We start from the raw sequence: 21,677 nt of genomic DNA, 5'->3' as shown, positions 1-21,677 counted from the left end.
CATTTGCGAATTTTACATACGGCCGACTGGCACCTCGGAAAAACGCTTGAAGGCAGAAGCCGTCTGAACGAGCAGGCCGAGGTATTGGAAGAGCTGAATGCAATTGTAAAGGAAGAAAACATTGATGCGGTCATTATGGCGGGAGATGTATTTGACACGGTAAATCCGCCCGCGCTCGCCGAGCAATTGTATTACGAAAGCCTTTCCGCCCTTTCTGACGGCGGAAAACGCCCGGTTGTCGTCATTGCCGGGAATCACGACAATCCTGACAGGCTGGCGGCCGCTTCCCCATTAACAAATGAGCGGGGTATTCATTTAATCGGCTATCCGCGGACGGAACCTGTCCACATTGAAGTCCCTTCGGCCGGCGAGCTGTTAGCCGTTGCTGCGCTCGCGTATCCGTCAGAAGCGAGATTAAACGAAGTGCTGTCTGATACGTTTGAGGAAAAGCTTCTCCGCGACCATTACGACGTGAAAATCAGACAGGCATTTTCGCACATGTGCGGATTGTGCCGAGAGGATGCCGTTAAAATCGCGGCAAGCCACATTTATGTCGCAGGCGGAAACCAAACCGATTCCGAGCGGCCGATTGAAGTCGGGGGCGCCTACACGGTCGCAGCGGAAAGCCTTCCTCATAATGCGGCATACGTGGCTCTCGGCCACCTGCACCGTCCGCAAACGATCAAACGGGCCAAAACGGCTGCCCGCTATTCCGGATCTCCGCTGGCGTACAGCTTTTCAGAAGCCGGCTACGCCAAATCGGTGACGGTGGTAGAAGCCCGTCCCGGCGGTGAAGCGAAGTGGGAAGAGATTTTTTTATCCGCCGGAAAACCGCTTGTCAAGTGGAAGGCGGACGGGCTGAGTGAAGTCCACGGCTGGCTGGATGAAGGGCGTGACCGGAACGCCTGGATTGATCTTGATATCCATCTGACTGATCAGCTTTCTCTTGAGGAGATTCACCGGCTGAGAAAGGCGCATCCGGGCTTTATCCATATCAGGCCGATTTTTGCGGAGAAGAAGGCGGACAGAGACCGGATTGAAGTGAAGCAGATGTCAATTGAGGATCGGTTTAAGAAATTTTATGAAAAACAAACGGGCGGCGCCGTGCCTGATGATGAGATGGTCAAGCTGTTTTTAGAGCTTGCGTCGGCAGATGATGAGGAGGATGCGAAATGAAGCCGATCCTGTTAACGATAAAAGGGCTCCACAGCTTCAGAGAGGAGCAGACCATTGATTTTGCCGGACTGTCAGGCGCCGGGGTTTTCGGGATTTTCGGGCCGACGGGCAGCGGAAAATCCTCCATCCTTGACGCGATGACACTTGCGTTATACGGAAAGGTGGAGCGTGCCGCGAATAATACGCACGGCATCCTGAACCATGCGGAAGATCAGCTCGCCGTCTCCTTTACATTCGCGCTGCAAGCCAACCATCAGGTTTCCTACAAGGTGGAGCGCGTGTTTAAGAGAACGGATGAAACAAAGGTCAAAACAGCTCTCTGCCGTTTGATTGAAATAAAAGAGGAACAAACCGTGCTTGCCGATAAAGCAAATGAAGTGAATAAAAAAGTGGAGGAGCTTCTTGGGCTTACAATTGACGACTTTACAAGAGCCGTCGTTCTGCCTCAAGGGAAGTTTGCTGAATTCCTCTCGCTAAAAGGGACAGAACGCAGGCACATGCTTCAGCGTCTCTTTAATCTGGAGCAGTATGGGGACAGGCTTGTCAAAAAATTGCGGCGGCGCGCGCAGGAAGCGGCCGCGAAAAAAAATGAAATGCTTGCGGAGCAGTCAGGCCTGGGCGATGCCGGAGAGGAAGCGCTGCAGCAGGCTGAGCAGCAATTTCAGGAGGCGAAGGAACGCCTTGAAGCCGCGGAAAAGAAACGCGCACAAGCAAAAGAGCGCCATCTGGACCATCAGGAGATTTGGAACCTGCAAACAGAAAAAAAAGAATATGAACGGCAGCAAAGCGGACTTGATGAAAAACGGCCTCGCATCACCGACTTAACAAACCGGTTTGCAGAAGCGGAAACTGCTGCGGCGTTAGAGCCGTACGCCGATCGTTACAGTGAAGCCATCCGTCAAAACGAACGGGCTATACGGGAGCACGAACTGGCCAAACAGCAATTAGCGGCAGAAACCGCTTTATTTGACCAAAAAAATGAAGCCTATGAAAAATGGCGGGCCTATAAAGCTGAACAGGAGCCGAAGCTGCTTAAGGAGCAGGAGCTTTACGCAAGGCTTTTAGAAACTGAGCAAAAGCTGACGGAGGCCAAAAAAGAAGCCGCAAAAACAAAAGCGGAGCGCAACAAAAAAGAGGAAGAATATGAAGAGGCCTCAAAACAGCTGACCGCAGTTAAAGACCGTCTGACACGCGGGCAAGAACGGCAAAATGAGCTGAAAGAGAAGCTGAAAACAGTTCAGGTGACCGCAGATGAACGGAAACAATACCAAACCGCGGCACAGCTTGCGCTCGGCATTCATCAGACAAAAGAACAAATCACAAAAGAAAAGGCGAACCTTGAAAGGCAGACGAAAAGCTTAGAAAAACTGAATGAGGAAAACAAGGCGCTCGCCGGTAAAGCAAAAACAGAAGAGGAAGACATCATCCGCGCCTATCAGACGGTTCAAGCCGTTTATCATATGGTATGTGAAACGGAAAAGTCAATTAAGACCGCATCCGAGCGGGCAAACGAGACGCAAACGGAACTCCGCATCCGGCGTGAGGAAGCGAGAACGGCTGCATTAACAAAAGAATTATCGGAAAAACTAATTGAAGGAAAACCTTGTCCCGTGTGCGGCTCAACTCATCATGACCGAACGCAGTCCGCTCATGAAACCTACACGCTTAATACGGACACAGAAGGACATTTACAGCAGATCGAGGCGCTGCTGGCTGAAGCGGCGTCCCTTTCTCAGGAAGTGCTGACGGCTAAGGTTACATTGGAGGAGCAGTCAGGGCGCTTCATCGAAGAATGTCCGTTTTTACAAACCGCCCTAGTGCCGGAGCTTGAAGCGGCTCCTTCCATTCACGGCCGCCCGCTCGATGAAGCGTTCAGCGCCGTCCGTTTAGAATGGAAACAAATGAAGCAGGATATGCTGTCTGTAAAAACGAAAGTCACAAGGCTGATCAGTGCATATCAAAACACCGTTAAACAGGCGGAACAGCTGAACGAACGGATTCGCTATGAGGAAAAAGAAGCGGAGCGCCTCCGAGAGTCGTTAGAGGAGCTTCAATCGTTGTCAGAAAGCCGGCTGAAGCAGTATAACGAAGCATGCGGGGATATGCCGCTGAACCGGATTGACAAGTGGCAGGCATCTATAGAAGAGAAGGATCAACAAGCCGAGGAATGCGAAAAGCGAATTGAACGCAGCATTGCATTTCTGAAAGAGCATGAAGAGGAAAAAGAACGGCTGCAGGAAAAATGTCATCAGCTTGAACGGGAGCGGCTGGAGATTCACTATACGTCAGAACGCATTCAACACGTGATCGACGGATATGAAAACGAGCTCGGACCGTCAGCTGAAGGAAAACCGATCACTATAAAGCTCGAAGCGGTGCAAAGCGAATTACAGCTGTTAAAAACGAAAGAGCAAACCCTTTTTGACGAACTGAAGCGGGCCCAGCAAACTCTAAATGAAGCAAAAGGACGGGCGTCCGGCAGTGATATTTCGGTAAGGGATGCAAAGGCAGCACTTGAGAAAGCGGAAAAGGACTGGCGGGAACGCTCGAAAGACACCGTCTTTACAGAAGCAGCCGATGTCAAAAGAAGCTTGCTTCCAAAGGAGCAGTCAGAGCAGATAAAAAGAGAAATTGATGAATTTCAAGATCGTACAAAACAGCTCATTGCAAATATCCGCCGTGTCAGTGATAAATTAGCCGAACGGCAAGTGACTGAAGAAGAATGGACGGAGACCGTTTCGCTGCTGCAGCAGGCGGAGGCGGAATTCGGTGCCGCCATGGAGGAAAAAGGGGCGCAGGCGAAAGCCTTTACGGTCATGAAAGAACAGCATAAACGCTTCACGGAAATCGAAGCTGAGCTGAAAAGCTGGCAGACTCATATTGACAGGCTTGATAAGCTTCAGTCCGTATGTAAAGGAAATACATTTGTCGAATTTTTAGCCGAAGAACAGCTGGAAAGCGTAGCACGTGATGCCTCGGCCCGGCTCGCAGCGCTGACACGGCAGCGCTATGCCATATTGGTCGATTCCGAAGGCGGATTCGTTATGCGCGACGATGCAAACGGGGGCGTCAAACGGCCCGTATCAAGCCTTTCAGGAGGGGAGACGTTCCTTACCTCGCTGTCGCTTGCGCTTGCATTGTCCGCTCAAATTCAGCTGCGGGGACAATATCCGCTGCAATTCTTTTTCTTAGACGAAGGTTTCGGCACCCTTGATCAGGGACTCTTGGACACCGTTGTCACCGCGCTTGAAAAGCTCCAATCAGACAATCTGTCTGTCGGGGTGATCAGCCACGTGCAGGAGCTGAGGGCGCGGCTGCCAAAAAAACTCATCGTTCATCCGGCCGAGCCGAGCGGAAAAGGCACCCGTGTCACATTAGAGTTGATGTAGAAAGGGAGAAGGATGTTGGCTAAACCTTCCGGGGGGCACATGTGAATGATGCGGCCGCCATCATGTGCGGGTGACGGAGCACCGCCTGACACCTAAGGAAGAAGGCGGGATATTTCTTTCGACCGTGATGCTCTGCATCCCCTGCCATAAACAGATTCACGCGCTGTACACGAATCAGGAGCCGGCGGTCAGGCTTTCCGGGATGGAAGAGCTGCGGCGCGATCCAAAACTCGCCCGATTTGCGAAACGGATCAGAAAACAGCTGCCGGAAAAGCTTGTGAAAACTAAAAAATCAAATGAACGGAAAGACCAAAAAGCAGCCCTCTCCACAAAGAGCGGCTGCTTTTTATCCATTTCCAACCATATCTTGATCGCTGACATCGGGGTCTATATAGTTTGTCGCATTGACAATGTTGTTTAATAACAGGAAATCTCCGGTATTGCCTGCTCCCGAACCGAGCGCAGATTTAGAAGAGCTTTTTGGAGAAAGGTAAAAGGAATCACCAAAGTTTACGACTCCGCCCGATATGGAATTGATAGCTATAGGTCCGGTAATTGCTGGCATAAACGACACCCTTTATAGAAGTCTCACCGTCATTATATGTCAGCTTCGGGATGATTGTGAGTTTGGCGAGCCAATCTGCCTAATATGCTTAAGTCTTGATTCCCCGAGCACAATTGACGCTGAGCCGGTCTGAAACACAGAAGAGGACGATAATCCCTGAACTTTGACGCTCCTGACCTGAATAGAGGGCATTTCGTGGCAGAAAGCGCTTTGGACGCCTGTTTCCGGAAGCGGCATCACGACCGGCTGCTGAAAGACTTGGTATTCTTTTTTGTGAAAAGAGCCTTCATCGTCTCTGTATGTGGCAATGGGACGCTGCACGGCGAATACTTTTGTTTTCATATCAATTTCATTTGTGTCACCGGCTTGAAAGACACTTGCAATCCCGAGTGAATTGACCTTGGCGATCCTGAGGCGTGAAATTCGCTTTAACATTATTCAGGAGACAGCGGGACTACAGGCCCGATAATGAGAGATTCCGGCGGCGTGTCAAAAATCGAAGACAAGTAGACTGAATCCGTATCACCGATTAATAATAGGGAGGAACTCGATACCCCGGTAGAATGGATATCGCCGACTTCGATCTGCCGGTTAATAACCGTAAAAATCATGATGGATCATCACCTTTCATTTCACCAGGTATGTGTTTAATAAAATGCTCGACTGCCCTTACGATATCCCGCTTGACGTGTTCAGCGATTTGCTCGGCATATTGCGCGGGCTGCATGTTTTCTTCTTTTTTTACATGCGACATGTAATATTGAATCCGGCTGTCCATCTGTTTTCTGATATCTTCTATAATGTGATATTTGTTTGTTTCATCAAGCCTGCTTTCGTGCTGCTGTTCGAGCTGTTCTAACAGAAGGGGGATTTCTTCATTCAAATACATATCGACATTCTGGCGGATTTGCTGCATTTGCTGGCCCGCCTGCTCCTGCTGCATCATTCCGACCTGCGGAGCTGTCTGGCTGACCTCGAAATTTTGCACGGCGTCAGGATCAGTCGGATTCAATCCGATATTCAGCGTACCTTCGAGCCGTTCAATCTTTAGCTGGTCGAATTTATACTCCAGCCGCTCGATTGTTGTGGAGGGCCGCTGTTTCATCGTGGACATTTCATTTTGAAACTCTTTCAGCTGCCTTTCGAGCTCCTGAATTTGCAGTGCCTGCTGCTGGACGAAGGAATTTAAATTCTGCAGGTAGGATGAAACGGATTGGTCATACATTACATTCACCTCGCATGTGTTTTCCTTCTGAAATTACCGGCTTGAAGACCGAAACGGCACAAATGCCGGCGAACCCGTACCCTCTGAAACGGCTACAGTCTGCCCCGCACTGACGGCCGGCGCTGCTTCAACATAACTTCCCGTATTATACAGGTTAGAAAGCGATTTAATAGAACCGGCGCTTCCAATTTGCAGAATGGAGGAGTTACTGACAGATTCAACACGCATATAATTGATTTGGATCGTTTGATTGACGTAAAAATTCATATTTGGACCTCCTTTATGCATTTCCTGCCATTGGCTGATCGATTACATCATTATCGTACACATTCGTTGTGTTTCTGTAATTCGTCAGTGTGAGATTGTCTCCGGTATTGAAGCTGCCCGCTCCGGCAAAAGTCTTAACCTCGCTTTTGGGAGAAATGGTGATGCAGTCGCCTATATGCACGACTCCGCTCGTACCGACGGCATTAATTTTAAACGCTCCGACAATTGCGGGCATACGAGCACATCCTTTTCGTGAAGGTTTTTGGAAAATTGCACATCAGGAGCATACTTGGGCTGCCTGCCTAGAATAGCTTATGACAAACGCGCATTTTTGTGAGCGGAAAAATCGGCGGGCACAAAAAACACCGGCGGCACACTGCCCCGGTGTGAAACAGCGCTTCACTTCGTTGCGCCGCAATTGTGCATTCACGTGCTGCACAATTGTATGTGTTTGCCGCTTTTTAGAAACATATATCCTGTGTAAGAGAAACCATCTCTTTATCCATTATTCATGCAGCTTGTAAATAGACCGCGCCCTTTTGAGGAACCCGGATTGCGGGATCATGATGTCTGATGGTGCCGGGGCTTTGATCTGTGTATTTGTTTTCAGAGGGCTGGCTCTTTCAAGGTTTTTTTACTTACAGCTGAATTAATTTGTCTGCCCCGCGGGCTCCTTGGTGTCTTTGGTTTGTTCACATCGGATGAGCTGAGCCCGGCATCCGTTTAAGAGGATGTCCAGCTCTTGGCTGCACCGGATAGTCTCTGTCGCATTGATTCCGAATTTTTGTGCTGTTTCGAATAAGGTCAATCTCATTTCTTCAATTTTTCTGTTCATCGTGTGATCTCCAATTCTCGATTATTTTGGAAAACATAGGATGCTAGTAGTATAACCTATTTTATCCGCGAAGGTTTTCTTTCGTCAATATGACTAAAAAAGTGACAATATTTGATACTCTTTTCCTGTGATGAAAAAAGGATTTCCGTCCTCGGAGAAAGAATAAATAGAGGAACGGCAGATTTAAAAATGATGGGGGATTAACATGAAATTTGCGACAGGGGAACTGAACAACCGAAAGTTTGTCGGTCTGATCATTGATGATGACAAAATCTTAGATTTGCAAAAGGCTGAAAAAAGACTGTTTGAACTTGAGACGATTCCGGGTTCGCTGATGGAATGTATTGAAAAAGGAGATAAGTTTGCCGCGCACGCCCGGCAGCTTGCGGAATGGGCGAAAAAACCAAATGATGAGTCCGGGTCATTTATGTATGCGCTGTCTGACGTGAAGCTCTGTGCGCCTATTCCCAGACCTTCAAAGAATGTGATCTGCATCGGGAAAAATTATCGGGATCACGCCATTGAAATGGGAAGTGAAGCGGATATTCCGGAGCACCCCATGGTATTTACCAAGTCGCCGACAACCGTTATCGGCCACGGCGATACAGTCAAAAGCCACGCCGGCGTAACGGACCAGCTTGATTATGAGGGAGAGCTCGCGGTCGTCATTTCAAAAAACGGATCGCACATTTCCAAAGAAGAAGCGCACGATTATATATTCGGATACACCATTGTGAACGATATTACAGCGCGCGATCTGCAACAAAAACATAAACAGTTTTTTATCGGCAAAAGCCTTGATACGACGTGTCCGATGGGACCGGTCATTGTACATAAGTCCGCGGTCAGCGATCCGCAAAGCCTGAAGGTTGAGACGCGGGTGAACGGGGAACTGCGCCAATCCGGTTCGGCAGGCGACATGATTTTTCCGATCGCGGAATTGATTGAGGCGCTTTCAAAAGGAATGACGCTTGAAGCCGGAGATATTATAGCGACGGGAACACCGTCGGGCGTCGGCAAAGGTTTTCAGCCGCCGAAATTTCTGAAACCGGGCGATCGCATTGACATTACGATTGAGCCGATCGGCACGCTGTCGAATCAAATCGGATAATTGTGTGTCTTTCTGCAATTGATAATGCTTCCTGGCGGCTTGTTGTGGTACCATAAGTGAGGCAGATTGATCTGATAGGGGGAATTGAAAATTATGACACATTGGCATATTACATCATGGGTCATTGCGCTTATTCTGGTGTTTGTCAGCTACGGGATGTACGATTCCGGAAAAGCGAAGGGCGCGAAAATCACGCATATGATTCTGCGCTTATTCTATATTATTATTATTCTGACCGGCGCTGAGCTGTTTGTCCGTTTTGCTAACTGGAACGGAGAATACGCCGGCAAAATGCTGCTCGGCATCATTACCATCGGCCTGATGGAAATGCTTCTGATCCGCAAGAAGAAAGGCAAATCGACTGCGGGCATGTGGATCGGTTTTATCATCGTTCTCATCCTGACGGTTTTACTCGGCCTGCATTTGCCGATCGGCTTTCACTTATTTTAACTGATGACTTTATGGCCCGGATGCCGATCCGGGTTTTTTTATTTGCAGGTTATGCCTTCATACTCAACAGTAACATTACTGAAGAAGGTTGGTGCTGCCAAATGAGAAATGTAATGAAAACATGGGGCGGAGAATGGATCGTAAAAGACCGTTCTAATCCGAACCGGACGTGCCGGCCGCACATTCTTCTTCCGCAATATTTTGGCGTAAATGGACCTATCCGATTTCCGAGTATTTTAACATATCCTTAAATATTCCTTTACTGGGTATCTGTTTCCTTGGGATTGTGCTACTCTTCAAGAGAATCAAAGAAGAATAGGGGGATTCCGAGATGAGACGAAAGAGATTCATATCGTTTGGGGCGGCCATTTTGACAGCGGCTCTTGTGCTGAGCCTCGCCGCTCCGTTTTCAGAAGTATCTGCCGCAGAGCCGATTGAGCAAGCACAAGCCTTGGAAAACGGAAAGGCACAGTCCGGAGTGATTGATGAGCCGGAACAATCAGTTTGGTATAAAATAACGCCGAGTAAAGATGAAGTATCAAAAGATTCACATATGGCGTTAACCGTAAGCAGTCAATCCTTCTTAAATGTATCCGTCTACTCCAGCAAAGAGAAAGCCCTCAGCGGCGACACGTTTGACATGTACCGTTCTTACACAGACCAAGAGAAAAGCGAAATCAACGTTCCGCATGCCTGGCAAGGCCCTTACTACATAAAAGTAGAGTACTTAGGGGAAGATTCTGAGGAAGAGGGCAGCATTCAAAACGAAAGCGCAAAAAAAGCAGCCTACACTATCAGCTATAAAGGCACAACGCTCCAGCCGGCAGATCTTGAACAGGAGGAATCCTGCCCTGTAGAAATGAGCGTCAGCCAGAAAAAAGCGGGAACCGGTATTTTAAAGGATCTGAGAACGATTCGTGATCAAGAGCTGAATCAAACAGCTTCAGGAAAAGAACTGTCTAAGCTCTATTACAAAGCCGCCCCGTTTATCGCAGCAAAACTCGTTTTCAACAAAAAAGCTAGAACCGAAATCTATCAGGATCTTGTGACATTGAAGCCGCTGTTCAGCGACACGGCTGAAAACGGAAGCAATTCCTCATACACGGTGACTGACAAAGACCAAAAAGCGATTGAACGGCTATATGCCGCCGCATTGCAATCGGCACCTTCTTATTTGAAAAAAGAAATGAAACAGCAAGCAAATAAGCTTCACATTCACAGCTTAAAAGGCAAAACAGCCGGAGCATTTTTAACAGAAAACAAGCTGGCTCCTGAAAGCAAAGTTCAGATGCAGAAAGTGATTTTTAAATTAAAACATAACAAAAGCCTTGCCGCAGTCACTAAAGAAGCAGCAGGCTTCAAGGCAAGCGCGCAATCTAAAAAAGATATATCCCAAATCAAGCAGGCGAAGAAACTGTTTGACAACCTTTATTCCTTTGAAATGCCGAAAGATCAAAAACAAAACGGCACATACTCTATCAGCCCCAAACGGGTGAAGGACACGGCATCTTTACTGTCAAAACTGCCGGCTGTTGAATTTGCCGAACCTGTGCGTGAATACAAAAGCCAGTCGGCCGACATTCAGTATCCTTACCAATGGTCACTGAAAAACGGCGGCGCGGACGGGGGTATAAAAGGAGCGGATGTGAAATTTGACCAGGCGTCATCGCTGCTGTCAAAACGCAAGCTCAATGACACGCTCATCGCTGTCGTGGATACAGGAGTAGACAGCACACTTGCTGATCTGAAGGGAAAGGTAAGGACCGATTTAGGGCACGATTTTGTAAACAGAACAAACAGTGCGCTTGATGATCAAGGGCATGGCACACATGTTGCCGGGATTATTGCCGCGAAAAGCGATAACAGTTACTCTATGGCAGGACTGAATGCTAAAGCCGGCATTATTCCCGTAAAAGTGCTGGATTCTACAGGTTCGGGAGATACAGAGCAAATCGCCCTTGGCATTAAATATGCGGCCGACAAGGGAGCGAAAGTCATTAACTTGAGTCTCGGCGGAGCATACAGCCGTGTGCTTGAATTTGCCCTGAAATATGCGGCATCAAAAAATGTCGTTATTGCCGCGGCAAGCGGAAATGAAGGCCAGAATGAGCTGTCCTATCCGGCTTCATCAAAATATGTCATCTCTGTCGGCGCAAGCAATCGGATGGATATGACGGCTGATTTCTCAAACTATGGAAAAGGGCTCGATTTGACAGCGCCCGGGTCTGATATTCCGAGTCTCGTGCCGAATGGAAATGTAACGTATATGAGCGGCACGTCAATGGCCGCGCCGCATGTATCGGCTGCCGCAGGCTTGCTGCTGTCCCAAAATCCGAAGCTCAAGCCGAATGAAGTGGAAGCCAAATTAAAGCAGACCGCGGACGATATTTCGTTTAAAAGCGAGGACGGCCAAGAAGAAGAGCTGTATGATGACAATGGCGACCCGATTCCGATTCCTGTCATCCCGGGAGTTGACTGGCATTCCGGCCACGGCCGCCTGAATATCATGAAGGCAGTCAGCGCCGTTGATTTAGGCCTTGAAATCAACAAGCTTGAAAGCACACAGACAGCTGTCAGAGGAAAAGCGAAAGAGGGCACGGCCATTGAAGTCATGAACGGCAAGAAAAAACTCGGCAGCGCTAAAGCAGGTAAAGACGGCAAATTTAAAGTGAATATCCCGATGCAGAAAAAAGACACCGTTTTACAAGTGAAAGCTGCTAAAGATGACGCAAAAACATCTGTCACCATTGTCACAGCCAAAGGAACCCCGTCCGCCGCGCCTAAGGTCAGCAAAGTGACATCAAAAGACACGGCGGTTAAAGGAAAAGCAAACAGCCAAGCGAAAATCACCGTCAAAAATAAAGCGAAAAAAGTAATCGCGACGCAGAAAGCTGATCAAAAAGGCGCGTTCTCCGTCAAAATCAAAAAACAAAAAGCAGGCACCGTGCTTTATGTGACGGCTGCCGATACGGATAAACAAGAAAGCAAAGCAGTCAAAGTAACTGTCGGAAAATAAAAACAGGCGGCGTCTTTAAAGGGCGCCGCCTGTTTTACTTACGCTGTCCCGCCGTGTTTTGCGGTTGAATACATGATGGAGCGCCGCCCGTCCGACGCCGTCCATTCAAACCGATCGTTTTTCCCCGAGCTGCCGCGGTGATGCTGTAGGGCGCACTGGGCGTCATCTGCCGAAAAGTGGTAGAACGATACGCCTTCACCGGAGAACATCGCTTGGTTGTAGGAAAAAACACAATCATATACAGACAGGCCGAACCCGTGCAAATGCTTCAGAAACAAGAGAAACGTTTCATCATCAAGTGAGTCCAGCAAGTCCAAAAGCGGCCGTTTCACCGTCTTTTCATAACGGATCGTTTCCCCGCCCGAAAGGACAATCGTTCCCCCGGAACCCACCTCGGCTGTATTGCCTTGAATCCGGGACGGCTGCCATTTGCCGTCAAGTTTAATAAATACGGCAGCGTTTCCGAGGCTTTCAGCAAGCAGAATGTCTCCATCCCCGTTCTCAACAAGGCAGATGCCGTCCTCTATCATCAGCGTCCCGCGCTCCCATTTGTTCTTTTCTGAAAAAAGCTGTTTTCGTTTCATTTTGCGCCGGTCTCCTTTGTTTTTTCTTCTCTTCCGTTCTTTCCATTTCAAGCTTGTCTCATACAACTCTTACTGGGACAAATCAACTATCTGTGTTTCTCTGCATAAACTGGGTAAAGTGCTGATAGAAACGAATTTGAAACCGACAGAAACGGGATTGGAGCTGATATCACATGTGTGGAATTACGGGTTGGATCGATTTTAAAAAGCAGCTCGTCCAAGAGAAACATATTATGAACAAAATGACAGACACTCTTTCAAAACGGGGACCTGATGATTCAAACGTTTGGGGAGAGCCCCATGTTTTATTCGGACATAAAAGACTTTCAGTCGTTGATATTGAAGGCGGGCGCCAGCCGATGGCCTGCACGCATCAAGGAGAAACGTATACGATTATTTATAATGGCGAGCTGTATAACACAGAAGATTTGCGGAAAGAGCTGCAGGCGCGTGGGCACCGGTTTGAACGGACATCTGATACAGAGGTGCTGCTGCATAGCTATATTGAGTGGCAGGAGGAGTGCGTTCACCGCTTGAACGGCATTTTCGCCTTCGCGGTTTGGGATGAAAAGCGGGAGCGGTTGTTTGCGGCAAGAGACCGGCTCGGCGTAAAACCGTTTTTTTATAAAGAACATGGGTCTTCTTTTCTGTTTGGCTCAGAGTTGAAAGCCATCCTCGCACATCCTGATGTGAAAGCCCGCACAGACAGTATCGGGCTTGCCGAAGTGTTTGGCCTCGGTCCGTCCAGATCACCCGGCAGCGGCGTTTTCAAAGGGATTAACGAGGTCCGCCCCGCCCACGCGCTCACCTTTTCAAAAGACGGTTTGTCCATATGGCGTTATTGGAATGTAAAAAGCGAACCGCATACAGACAGCTTTCATGATACGGCTGCTCACGTTCGGTACTTATTTCAAGATGCGGTCACGCGCCAGCTCGTTTCCGACGTGCCGGTTTGCACATTTTTATCAGGCGGGCTTGATTCAAGCGCCATCACCGCCATTGCCGCAGAACATTTTGAAAAAGAAGGAAGAGATCCGCTTCATACTTATTCGATCGATTACGAGGAGAACGACAGATTTTTTAAAGCGAGTGCTTTTCAGCCGAATGACGACGGCCCGTGGATCGATAAAATGATAGGCGCATTCGGCACACAGCACCATAAGTGTGTCATCACGCAAGATCAATTGGTAGAACATCTTGAGGAATCCGTTCTCGTCAGAGATCTTCCGGGCATGGCCGATGTTGATTCCTCTTTGCTGTGGTTTTGCCGCGAAATTAAAAAGGACTTCGTCGTCAGCCTTTCAGGAGAATGTGCCGATGAAATTTTCGGGGGATACCCGTGGTTTCACCATGCGGCAGCAGAAGAAGGATTTCCTTGGATGAGGTCTACTGAGGAGAGGATCACCCTCTTAGATGAAAAATGGCAAAAACGGCTGCACTTAAGAGAGTACGTGAATGCAAGATATGAAGAAACAATCGCGGAAACACCGCTGCTAGACGGCGAGACGGGCGCCGATAAAGCGAGAAGACAGCTGTTTTACCTGAATATGCTGTGGTTTATGACAAATCTGCTTGACCGCAAAGACCGCATGAGCATGGGCGCCAGCCTTGAGGTGCGTGTGCCGTTTGCCGATCACAGGCTGGTGGAATACGTATGGAATATCCCGTGGGAAATGAAAATGCATGACAATCGGGAGAAAGGTATTTTACGAAAAGCGCTCGAAGGCCTGCTGCCGGACGATATTCTGTACCGCAAAAAAAGCCCGTATCCGAAAACCCATCACCCGAAATATACAAAAGGCGTCACAGAATGGCTGAAAACGATTTTACAAGAAAAAGATTCCGTGCTCCACATGCTGCTGGACAGAAAAAAATTAGAAATGCTGCTGGAAACAGAGGGGTCATCTTTTCAAGTTCCGTGGTTCGGGCAGCTGATGAAAGGTCCGCAGCTGATCGCCCACCTCGCCCAGATCCATACATGGTTTGAGGCGTACCGCATCGACATAGAAGAATAGCCGTGCCGCGACCGGTTTCCTTTAACGGATATCGGTCTTTTCATTGTGAAACATATGATAAACTAAACAGATAGAGGAGTGAGTGACATGACCGAATATGAAACGTGCGGACAAATCATTAAAAAGCATCTTCCCTTATGTGACAAAGCCTTTTCGTCTCTTCCGCTGAAAAACAGGCGGGCGGCATGGGCTGTGCTGGCTTTGTTTCATCAAGCCGAACAGCTCGCTGACCTTCATGAGCTTGTCCTTTTTGAACAGGCCGCGGACGCCTTTCTCAACGGGACAAGCCCCGGCGGCTTTTTGTGGGAGGCGCTAGGCGATGCCCGCCGGCAATTTACATTAGAGGAAGAGCCCTTTTGTGAATTCATCGCAGGCCAAAGGCAAGATAGAGAGAAAGGAACATATGACGAGCTTGATGAACTGCTTATGTACGCCTATCAGACGGGCGGCGCCATCGGTTTACTCATCCTGCCGATATGCGCGCGCAGAAATCAAGACAAGCTCCGCAACGCCGCCGTATCACTGGGAGTGGCCATTCAGCTGACACGCCTCCTCAGGGATATCGAAACGGATAAACGTCAAAAAAAGCGCTTGCCGCGGCAAGTGATGCAGCAGTTCGGCTATACGGAAGAAGAGCTCAGCAGCCAGACGGTCAACAAGGCTTTTATCAATGTGTGGGAGTATATCGCTTTTGAAGCGGAGGCGTATTATGAGGAAGCCGCAGAAGCGATGCCGCTGTTTCCGTTATATTCGCAATCAGCCGTTTGCGATTTGGCTTCACGTTATCAAACACAATTGAAAGAGATCAGAGACATGCTTTCTCAAGCGTAAAAAACGCCCGGCTTCATTGCGAAGCTTCGGGCGTTTATGCGATTCCTTTTTGAATCCAAATCCGTGACCGCCATCTTCTGTACATTAAAATGCCTCTGACCCATTCATCCGCGATAAAGGAAATCCACACGCCCATCAGCCCGAATCCGAAATAGATGCCGAACAGATATGCGAGAGGAAGGCCGATGCCCCACATGGAAATCATCGCCATATAAACGGGGAATTTCGCATCTCCGGCCGCCCGCAGCGAGTTGATGATGATGACATTAAATGAACGGCCGGGTTCAAGAATAATCGTCATGGCAATCAGCATGCTCGCCGTGGCGATAATGTCCGGGCTGTTTGTGAAAAGTCCGATCAGATCCTTTGAAAACAGCGTCATGACAAGGGATGTCAGCGCAGCAATGCCGAGCGCCCAATACAGGCTTTTCATACAGCGGTGATATGCGTCATCAAATTGTTTGGCGCCGATATACCTGCCGATTAAAATTTGTGTGCCTTGGCTGATCGCTGTCCCGAATAAAAGGATAAACATGGTGATGTTTTGCGTGTACACCTTTGTCGTCAGCGCCTGTGCACCCATGATGGCGATAAAATAAGTGACAACCATTTGCGAAATGTTGTAAGACAGCTGTTCGCCGGCAGACGGAATGCCGATTTTCAACAGCTTGCGCAAGTGCTCTTTATGGACGTGAAATACTTTCTTAAACGTTAAGCCGAGGCCGATGCGTTTTTTGACGATCATTATCATCGCAATTAATCCGATGACCCGCGCGATGGACGTAGACATCGCAACTCCTGCGACGCCGAGAACCGGCAAGCCCAACGGCCCGAAAATGACAAGAAAGTTACCGGCGATATTTAATATATTCATTCCGATCGTGACAAACATCGTATCCTTCGTATAGCCGTAGCTTTTTAAGATGGCGCTGAACGTCATAATCAGCGCTTGGATAAATGAAAGGCCGCCGACCACCTGTAAAAAGACTTTGGCATCAGGCATCAGTTCATTTGAAAGGCCCATCACACGAAGCATCGGGACGGCCGCGAAAAAAACGGCGGCGCTGATCGCGAGGCTGATGACAAAGTTTGCCCCGATGGAAACGTATGCCACTTCCTGTGCTTCTTTTTTCTGTTTAGAGCCTAAAAATTGCGAAATAACGATTGTTGTGCCGGTTGCAATGAAGCTGAACATCACGATAATTAAATTTAAGATCTGATTGCTGACGCCCACAGCCGCCACACTGTTGTCTGAGTATTGGCTAAGCATAAGAGTGTCGGCGTTCCCCATAAACATATATAATGAAACCTCAATAAATATCGGCCAAGTAAGCGCAAATAATGAGAGATTGTGATCAGCAGATTGTTTGAAGGCAGTTCGTTTTAAAATCGCTTGTTTCATTGTTTTACCCCTTTCTTAACAAAATCAACGTTTTAAAGTGTACCGCCATTTTCTTATAATAAAAAGGGAGAGAAACGAAACTTCTTGCAAAAATCCGACTTAAAAAGGAGGGCCTTTAAAAAATGGCTTTTCTCGAGTTTACTGTCCCTCCATTCCCGGCGTTTATCGCCGCGGGAGAAGGAGTTTTCAAAAAAGGCGAAACACATGTGAGGCGGATTTTCTCCGTATTTGATCTGTTATATGTGACCAAGGGCGTCCTGTACATCACAGAAGACGGAAACTCTTTTTCGGTTGAAGCGGGGGAGTATATTCTGCTTTCTCCGGGTCTGGAGCATTACGGCACGAAAGGCAGCGAGGAGACGACCTGCTACTCGTGGCTTCATTTTGAGGGAGCGGCATATGACGTTACGGAAAAAGCCGGGAACAACTGGGCTGAACTGCGGCACAAAAAGGGCAGCTTTGAAGAGCCGGCCCGCTACCGTCTGGCATTGCCGCAAAAAGGAAAGGTGCGGCGCCCGCAGTTTATGGCGGGACAATTCGGCGTCCTCATTGATGACAGCGCCGAAAATTCCGATTTGCCGCTGAGAAAGCAGATTCTGTTTGAGGAACTGCTGCTGCATTTGCAAAAAGAAGCCTTTCAAATTCCGTCAGCGAAGGAAAGGGTCGCATGGGAGGCCGCACGCTACTTACAGGAGCATTTTCAAGAGAAAACGACCATTAAAGCGCTCTCCTCGGCGCTTCATTACAATCAAGACTATGTGACCCGCTGCATGCAGCAGGTGCTCGGTGTCACGCCCGGCCAATATGCGAACAAAGTAAGAATGACGGAGGCGAAGCGCCTGTTATCCTCAACCAATGACAAAATGGGGGTGATTGCCGACGCCATCGGCATGGAAGACCCGACGTATTTTTCTAAACTGTTTAAGCAGATCGAGGGCGTAACTCCGTTGGAATACCGCAAATTCGTAAGCCGCAAGATAGACTGAGCTTGGCGTATATGAGGAAATCAGAAAACAGATGAGGGATTTGTTGTATGAAAATCACAATCTATGATGTGGCGGATAAAGCGGGCGTCTCCATTACCACCGTCTCGCGGGTCATAAACAATACGGGGAGAATCAGTGACAAAACACGGCAAAAGGTGCTCCGCGTGATGGAGGAGATGGATTACCTGCCGAACGTCCACGCTTCTGCTTTAACCGGCAAACGGACAAATATTATCGGCCTGATCACCCCGGATATTTCAAACCCGTTTTTTGGGGAATTGGCGAAAAGCATTGAAGACAGCGCGAGTCTGCTCGGATTTCATATTATGATTTGCAGCACTGATTACCATCCGGAAAAGGAAACAAAGTATTTTTCAATGCTGAAACAAAAAAAGGCAGACGGAATTATTGTTGCGACAGGAATTGAACATGCCGACAGCATCAAGGCGCTGGACGATATCGTAAAATCCGGCATCCCGCTGGCGATGATTTCTCAGGACAGACTGCTCGTTCCGATGGACGTCGTCATTATTGACGACTTTCTCGGCGGCTATTCGGCAGCCAAGCATCTGCTTTCTTTGGGCCATAAGAAAATTGCCTGTATCACAGGCGACGGTTCGACGACAAGTGAAAAAGACAGGATGAAAGGGTTTCAGGAGGCAATGCGGGAAGCAGGAACGCATCTCGATGAATCGCTTATCATTCCAACGAGATACTCGCTTGAAAGCGGAAAAAAAGCTGCGGGTGCATTATTTGACCGAGACCTTCCGACGGCCGTGTTTGCGTTTAATGACGTCTTATCGTGTGCGGTGATTCAGGCTGCGCGTCTGCGGGGTATTCGGGTTCCGGAAGATTTATCCATCATCGGCTTTGATAATACCATTCTCGCTGAAATGGTCGATCCTCCGCTCACCACGATGGCCCAGCCCATTCATGAGATGGGGCGCCGCGTCGTTCAGCTGCTTATTGATGAAATTCAAGGAAAGAAAAAAACAAAAAGCAAAATCATCTTATCACCGGAACTCGTCGTCAGACAGTCCACTGCTCCGGCAAAAACGCGCCCGTAAGCTAAAGGGGCGCGTTTTTTTATCAAAAAGGGATTGTCAAAGGAGTGATAAGCATTGTAGAATGAAATCATCTTTTGAGAAAGCGCTTGCGCAAAATACTCCGAATAAGAAAAAGACCAAAAAGCATACATGAAAAATAAAGCGCTTTCAAATCGGTGTTTCTTAAAAGAGAAACCGTTTGCTCCGTTTAATCATCTTCGGCGCAGGGTTCTCATAAAAAGGAGTGTTTTACATGACAAATCAAGTCAAGTGTGCGGTTTTGGGATTGGGAAGATTGGGATATTTTCATGCACAGCATTTAATCAGCGAAGTGCAGGGCGCGCAGCTCTCGGCGGTCTGTGACCCGATGAAGGGAAGAGCTGAAGAAGCTGCAAAGGAACTCGGGATCAGCAAATGGTCGGAAAATCCGTACGAATTGCTGGAGGATGACAGCATTGACGCGGTGATCATTGTCACTCCGACAAGCACACACGCAGAAATGATTATAAAAGCCGCTGAAAACGGCAAGCACATCTTCGTTGAAAAACCGCTGACACTCAGCCTTGCTGAATCTAAAGAAGTCATGAAAAAGATAGAGGAAACAGGAGTCATCTGCCAGGTCGGCTTTATGAGGCGGTTTGATCCGGCGTACGCTGACGCGAAAAGACGAATCGATGCCGGGGAAATCGGCAAGCCTATTTATTATAAAGGCTTTACTAGAGATTATGGCTCACCGCCGGCGGAATTTATTAAACATAGCGGCGGCCTTTTCATTGACTGCTCGATTCATGATTACGATATGGCCAGGTATCTCATGAATGCTGAAGTGACGTCCGTCAGCGGACACGGCCGGATTTTAAAGCATCCGTTCATGGAAGAGTGCGGAGATGTCGACCAGGCATTGACGTATCTTGAATTTGACTCAGGCGCTGCCGGAGATGTGGAGGCAAGCAGAAATTCCCCGTACGGCCATGACATCCGCGCAGAAATTATCGGCACAACGGGAACTATATTAGTGGGAACGCTGCGGAACCGGCATGTCACCGTTTTGACGGAGGCTGGCAGCAGCTATGACATTATTCCTGACTTTCAAACCCGCTTTAAAGACGCCTACCGTCTGGAGCTTGAGCATTTTGCGGCATGTGTGCAAAAAGGGGAAACACCGATTGTCACAGAAGTCGATGCCGCAATTAATTTAGAAATCGGCATCGCCGCGACCGATTCCTTTAGAACAGGAAAGCCTGTGAAGCTTACGGCAGGCATCCGCTATGCCGGAATATAATTGTATCCGCTTTGCTCCGATGCTCAGCCTGCCGGCTATCTATGATCATATCTTTATAACTTCAAAAACAGTTAAAAGCAAGGGGCAGCTCAGCCCTTGCTTTTTTTATTCACCTCTTCTTTCGTATAAAAAATAAATATAGTCAGTCGGTACGCCTTTATGTCCCATTTGGTGAAGCATAGCGCTTATATTGCCGCGATGGTATGTGCCGTGGTTCACAACATGCCGGATGATATCGGCGTATGTCGTATGAAGTGTTCCGTAGTGCGGGTGAGAAATGGAGATCGAACTTTCCGTATCCTCCAGCCCCGTTAAAAATTTGCCGTATTCTTCATAAAGCGCCGTCATCCTATGTTCAATCGCATCGTGATCTCCGTGCAGTTCCTTAAATTGAGCGAGACTCTGAATGATTTGCTCGTGCGTTTCACCGTAAAGCGTTTTAAGCCAGACATAGTCAGCCTGGCACATATGCAGCAGCACAGCATTGACGGACGGAAAAACACTTTCTGCTTCCTGATTCAGGCTTACAGCAGGCACGTTTTTCAGATGCTGAAATATTTGCTGATTGGCCCATACGTGATAGTCATAGAGCTTTTGAATTTGAGACATTCACATTCCCCCTTTTCCTTTCTGTACATTCAACGCTTATGGGGAAATCCCTTTTTAACGCATTCGCAGGCATACTTGGAGAAGGGTATTAAGCTGGGGCCATTGTCCTGTAATAGGCATTACAGGACAATGGCCCCGAGCGCTCTCGCAAAAGTAATGGCATGGGCGGGGGCTATGCGGCATCCTTTCAGCTTATCAAGCGAGACGTGCATGTCCTCAAAGGTGCATGTGCTGATATCCATGTTGAAAAGAGAAGTGCCGATGAAGTTTGCGCCGTCCAAATTACATGCATCAAACTGTGTGTGCTCCAGAGCGGCATCATTGCATTCACTTTCAGAAAGAGTGCATTGTTCAAAGCGTACATGCTTCATATTTGAATAGCTGAATGAACTGTAATTGGCATGGCAGTCTTCAAACCGCACATTACGCAAGGTGCAGTCAGCCAGATTCACTCCGAGCAATTTTGAGTTTTGAAAGACCGTTCTATGGATGATGCTCCCGCTGAAATCGGCGTTTGACAAATCGCATTTTTCAAACCGCACATCCGTACATTCCATATGTCTGAACGAGACGTCCGTAAAGACCATATTTCTGAAAATCACCTGCTCTGCACACAAGTGCTGCAGCTCATATCCGGTGATTGAACCATTTTCAATCACCGCCTCCTTTATATGATCCTCCTTAAGTGCTTCACTGAAAGAAAGAAGCGGTAATTGCTCCGGAATTTTCGGTTTTTGTATCGTATTCATCGACTTACTCCCTTTACTAAAATAATAGCTGAAATCAGCAATTGAAACATATAGTGAATCGAAACGGTTTTTCTTATGATAATCAGAAAACATATACAGCACCGCCTGCAAAGCGTGCCTTGCATTCTTCGCCGATTTT

At 48.2% G+C, this 21,677-nt stretch carries 22 protein-coding genes and 1 pseudogene; 12 read left to right on the top strand and 11 right to left on the bottom strand.

The genetic code is table 11. The features are described from left to right. Positions 1-3: 3 nt before the first annotated feature. The 3 genes and pseudogenes from sbcD to J7E26_RS07915 all read left to right on the top strand — a co-directional run. Positions 4-1,176, top strand: coding sequence for an exonuclease subunit SbcD (gene sbcD / locus J7E26_RS07925; protein WP_214800836.1), 1,173 nt, complete (start codon positions 4-6; stop codon positions 1,174-1,176). Next, complete coding sequence (sbcC, locus tag J7E26_RS07920) at positions 1,173-4,565, top strand: exonuclease subunit SbcC (RefSeq protein ID WP_214800839.1); 3,393 nt, start codon at positions 1,173-1,175, stop codon at positions 4,563-4,565. The genes sbcD and sbcC overlap by 4 nt, the downstream gene beginning before the upstream one ends. Positions 4,566-4,629: 64 nt before the next feature. After that, positions 4,630-4,881: pseudogene (locus J7E26_RS07915) on the top strand (HNH endonuclease); the annotation flags it as partial. A gap of 30 nt (positions 4,882-4,911) precedes the next feature. On the opposite strand, the gene J7E26_RS07910 reads toward J7E26_RS07915, so the two are convergent. The 7 genes from J7E26_RS07910 to J7E26_RS07880 form a co-directional block, all read right to left on the bottom strand. Further along, a complete protein-coding gene (locus tag J7E26_RS07910; RefSeq protein WP_214800841.1) occupies positions 4,912-5,130 on the bottom strand; it encodes a spore germination protein in 219 nt (72 codons plus the stop codon). A gap of 39 nt (positions 5,131-5,169) precedes the next feature. After that, on the bottom strand, positions 5,170-5,565 hold the full coding sequence (locus J7E26_RS07905; protein ID WP_214800843.1) for a spore germination protein GerPE: 396 nt from the start codon (positions 5,563-5,565) through the stop codon (positions 5,170-5,172). Beyond that, positions 5,565-5,741 carry a spore gernimation protein GerPD gene (locus J7E26_RS07900; RefSeq protein ID WP_214800845.1) on the bottom strand — a complete coding sequence of 59 codons (177 nt, stop codon included), beginning with the start codon at positions 5,739-5,741 and terminating at the stop codon, positions 5,565-5,567. Before J7E26_RS07900 ends, J7E26_RS07905 begins: the two co-directional genes overlap by 1 nt. Next, complete coding sequence (gene gerPC / locus J7E26_RS07895; protein WP_214801321.1) at positions 5,738-6,355, bottom strand: spore germination protein GerPC; 618 nt, start codon at positions 6,353-6,355, stop codon at positions 5,738-5,740. The genes J7E26_RS07900 and gerPC overlap by 4 nt, the downstream gene beginning before the upstream one ends. Before the next feature lie 33 nt (positions 6,356-6,388). After that, positions 6,389-6,622, bottom strand: coding sequence for a spore germination protein GerPB (locus tag J7E26_RS07890; RefSeq protein ID WP_214800848.1), 234 nt, complete (start codon positions 6,620-6,622; stop codon positions 6,389-6,391). 13 nt (positions 6,623-6,635) lie between these two features. Then, positions 6,636-6,857 (bottom strand): spore germination protein, encoded by a 222-nt coding sequence (locus J7E26_RS07885; RefSeq protein WP_061521764.1) that lies wholly within the window; start codon positions 6,855-6,857, stop codon positions 6,636-6,638. Positions 6,858-7,271: 414 nt separating this feature from the next. Next, entirely contained in the window at positions 7,272-7,457 is a 186-nt protein-coding gene (locus J7E26_RS07880; protein WP_214800850.1) for an aspartyl-phosphate phosphatase Spo0E family protein, read from the bottom strand. A 205-nt stretch (positions 7,458-7,662) separates the two neighbouring features. Between J7E26_RS07880 and J7E26_RS07875 the strand changes: the two genes are divergently transcribed. The 4 genes from J7E26_RS07875 to J7E26_RS07860 all read left to right on the top strand — a co-directional run bounded on the left by J7E26_RS07875 (position 7,663) and on the right by J7E26_RS07860 (position 12,034). Further along, complete coding sequence (locus tag J7E26_RS07875) at positions 7,663-8,568, top strand: fumarylacetoacetate hydrolase family protein (protein ID WP_214800851.1); 906 nt, start codon at positions 7,663-7,665, stop codon at positions 8,566-8,568. 93 nt (positions 8,569-8,661) lie between these two features. After that, positions 8,662-9,018, top strand: coding sequence for a YisL family protein (locus J7E26_RS07870; RefSeq protein ID WP_214800853.1), 357 nt, complete (start codon positions 8,662-8,664; stop codon positions 9,016-9,018). A 101-nt stretch (positions 9,019-9,119) separates the two neighbouring features. Beyond that, positions 9,120-9,269 carry a hypothetical protein gene (locus J7E26_RS07865; protein WP_214800855.1) on the top strand — a complete coding sequence of 50 codons (150 nt, stop codon included), beginning with the start codon at positions 9,120-9,122 and terminating at the stop codon, positions 9,267-9,269. 80 nt (positions 9,270-9,349) lie between these two features. Further along, on the top strand, positions 9,350-12,034 hold the full coding sequence (locus J7E26_RS07860; protein ID WP_214800857.1) for a peptidase S8: 2,685 nt from the start codon (positions 9,350-9,352) through the stop codon (positions 12,032-12,034). A gap of 38 nt (positions 12,035-12,072) precedes the next feature. On the opposite strand, the gene J7E26_RS07855 is transcribed toward J7E26_RS07860, so the two are convergent. Next, entirely contained in the window at positions 12,073-12,618 is a 546-nt protein-coding gene (locus J7E26_RS07855) for a DUF2777 family protein (RefSeq protein ID WP_214800859.1), read from the bottom strand. A gap of 173 nt (positions 12,619-12,791) precedes the next feature. Between J7E26_RS07855 and asnB the strand changes: the two genes are divergently transcribed. Together asnB and J7E26_RS07845 are read left to right on the top strand one after the other, a co-directional pair. Continuing rightward, on the top strand, positions 12,792-14,633 hold the full coding sequence (gene asnB / locus J7E26_RS07850; RefSeq protein WP_214800861.1) for an asparagine synthase (glutamine-hydrolyzing): 1,842 nt from the start codon (positions 12,792-12,794) through the stop codon (positions 14,631-14,633). Between the two features lie 87 nt (positions 14,634-14,720). Then, positions 14,721-15,464 carry a squalene/phytoene synthase family protein gene (locus tag J7E26_RS07845; RefSeq protein ID WP_214800863.1) on the top strand — a complete coding sequence of 248 codons (744 nt, stop codon included), beginning with the start codon at positions 14,721-14,723 and terminating at the stop codon, positions 15,462-15,464. A gap of 34 nt (positions 15,465-15,498) precedes the next feature. On the opposite strand, the gene J7E26_RS07840 is transcribed toward J7E26_RS07845, so the two are convergent. Then, a complete protein-coding gene (locus J7E26_RS07840) occupies positions 15,499-16,866 on the bottom strand; it encodes an MATE family efflux transporter (RefSeq protein WP_214800865.1) in 1,368 nt (455 codons plus the stop codon). A 122-nt stretch (positions 16,867-16,988) separates the two neighbouring features. On the opposite strand from J7E26_RS07840, the gene J7E26_RS07835 reads away from it, so the two are divergent. The 3 genes from J7E26_RS07835 to iolX all read left to right on the top strand — a co-directional run bounded on the left by J7E26_RS07835 (position 16,989) and on the right by iolX (position 20,180). Then, positions 16,989-17,852: an AraC family transcriptional regulator gene (locus J7E26_RS07835; protein WP_214800867.1), complete on the top strand. Its 864-nt coding sequence runs from the start codon at positions 16,989-16,991 to the stop codon at positions 17,850-17,852. 47 nt (positions 17,853-17,899) lie between these two features. Further along, positions 17,900-18,919 (top strand): LacI family DNA-binding transcriptional regulator, encoded by a 1,020-nt coding sequence (locus J7E26_RS07830; protein ID WP_214800869.1) that lies wholly within the window; start codon positions 17,900-17,902, stop codon positions 18,917-18,919. Between the two features lie 232 nt (positions 18,920-19,151). After that, complete coding sequence (gene iolX, locus J7E26_RS07825) at positions 19,152-20,180, top strand: scyllo-inositol 2-dehydrogenase (protein ID WP_214800871.1); 1,029 nt, start codon at positions 19,152-19,154, stop codon at positions 20,178-20,180. 105 nt (positions 20,181-20,285) lie between these two features. Here the strand turns inward: iolX and J7E26_RS07820 are convergent, their stop codons facing one another. Next, entirely contained in the window at positions 20,286-20,789 is a 504-nt protein-coding gene (locus tag J7E26_RS07820; RefSeq protein ID WP_214800872.1) for a DinB family protein, read from the bottom strand. Positions 20,790-20,908: 119 nt separating this feature from the next. Further along, complete coding sequence (locus tag J7E26_RS07815; protein WP_214813233.1) at positions 20,909-21,538, bottom strand: pentapeptide repeat-containing protein; 630 nt, start codon at positions 21,536-21,538, stop codon at positions 20,909-20,911. Positions 21,539-21,677 lie beyond the last annotated feature (139 nt).

This window comes from Bacillus sp. ISL-51 (genome assembly GCF_018613535.1).
GTDB lineage: Bacteria > Bacillota > Bacilli > Bacillales > Bacillaceae > Bacillus.
This window is presented reverse-complemented; position numbering and strand designations above follow the sequence as displayed.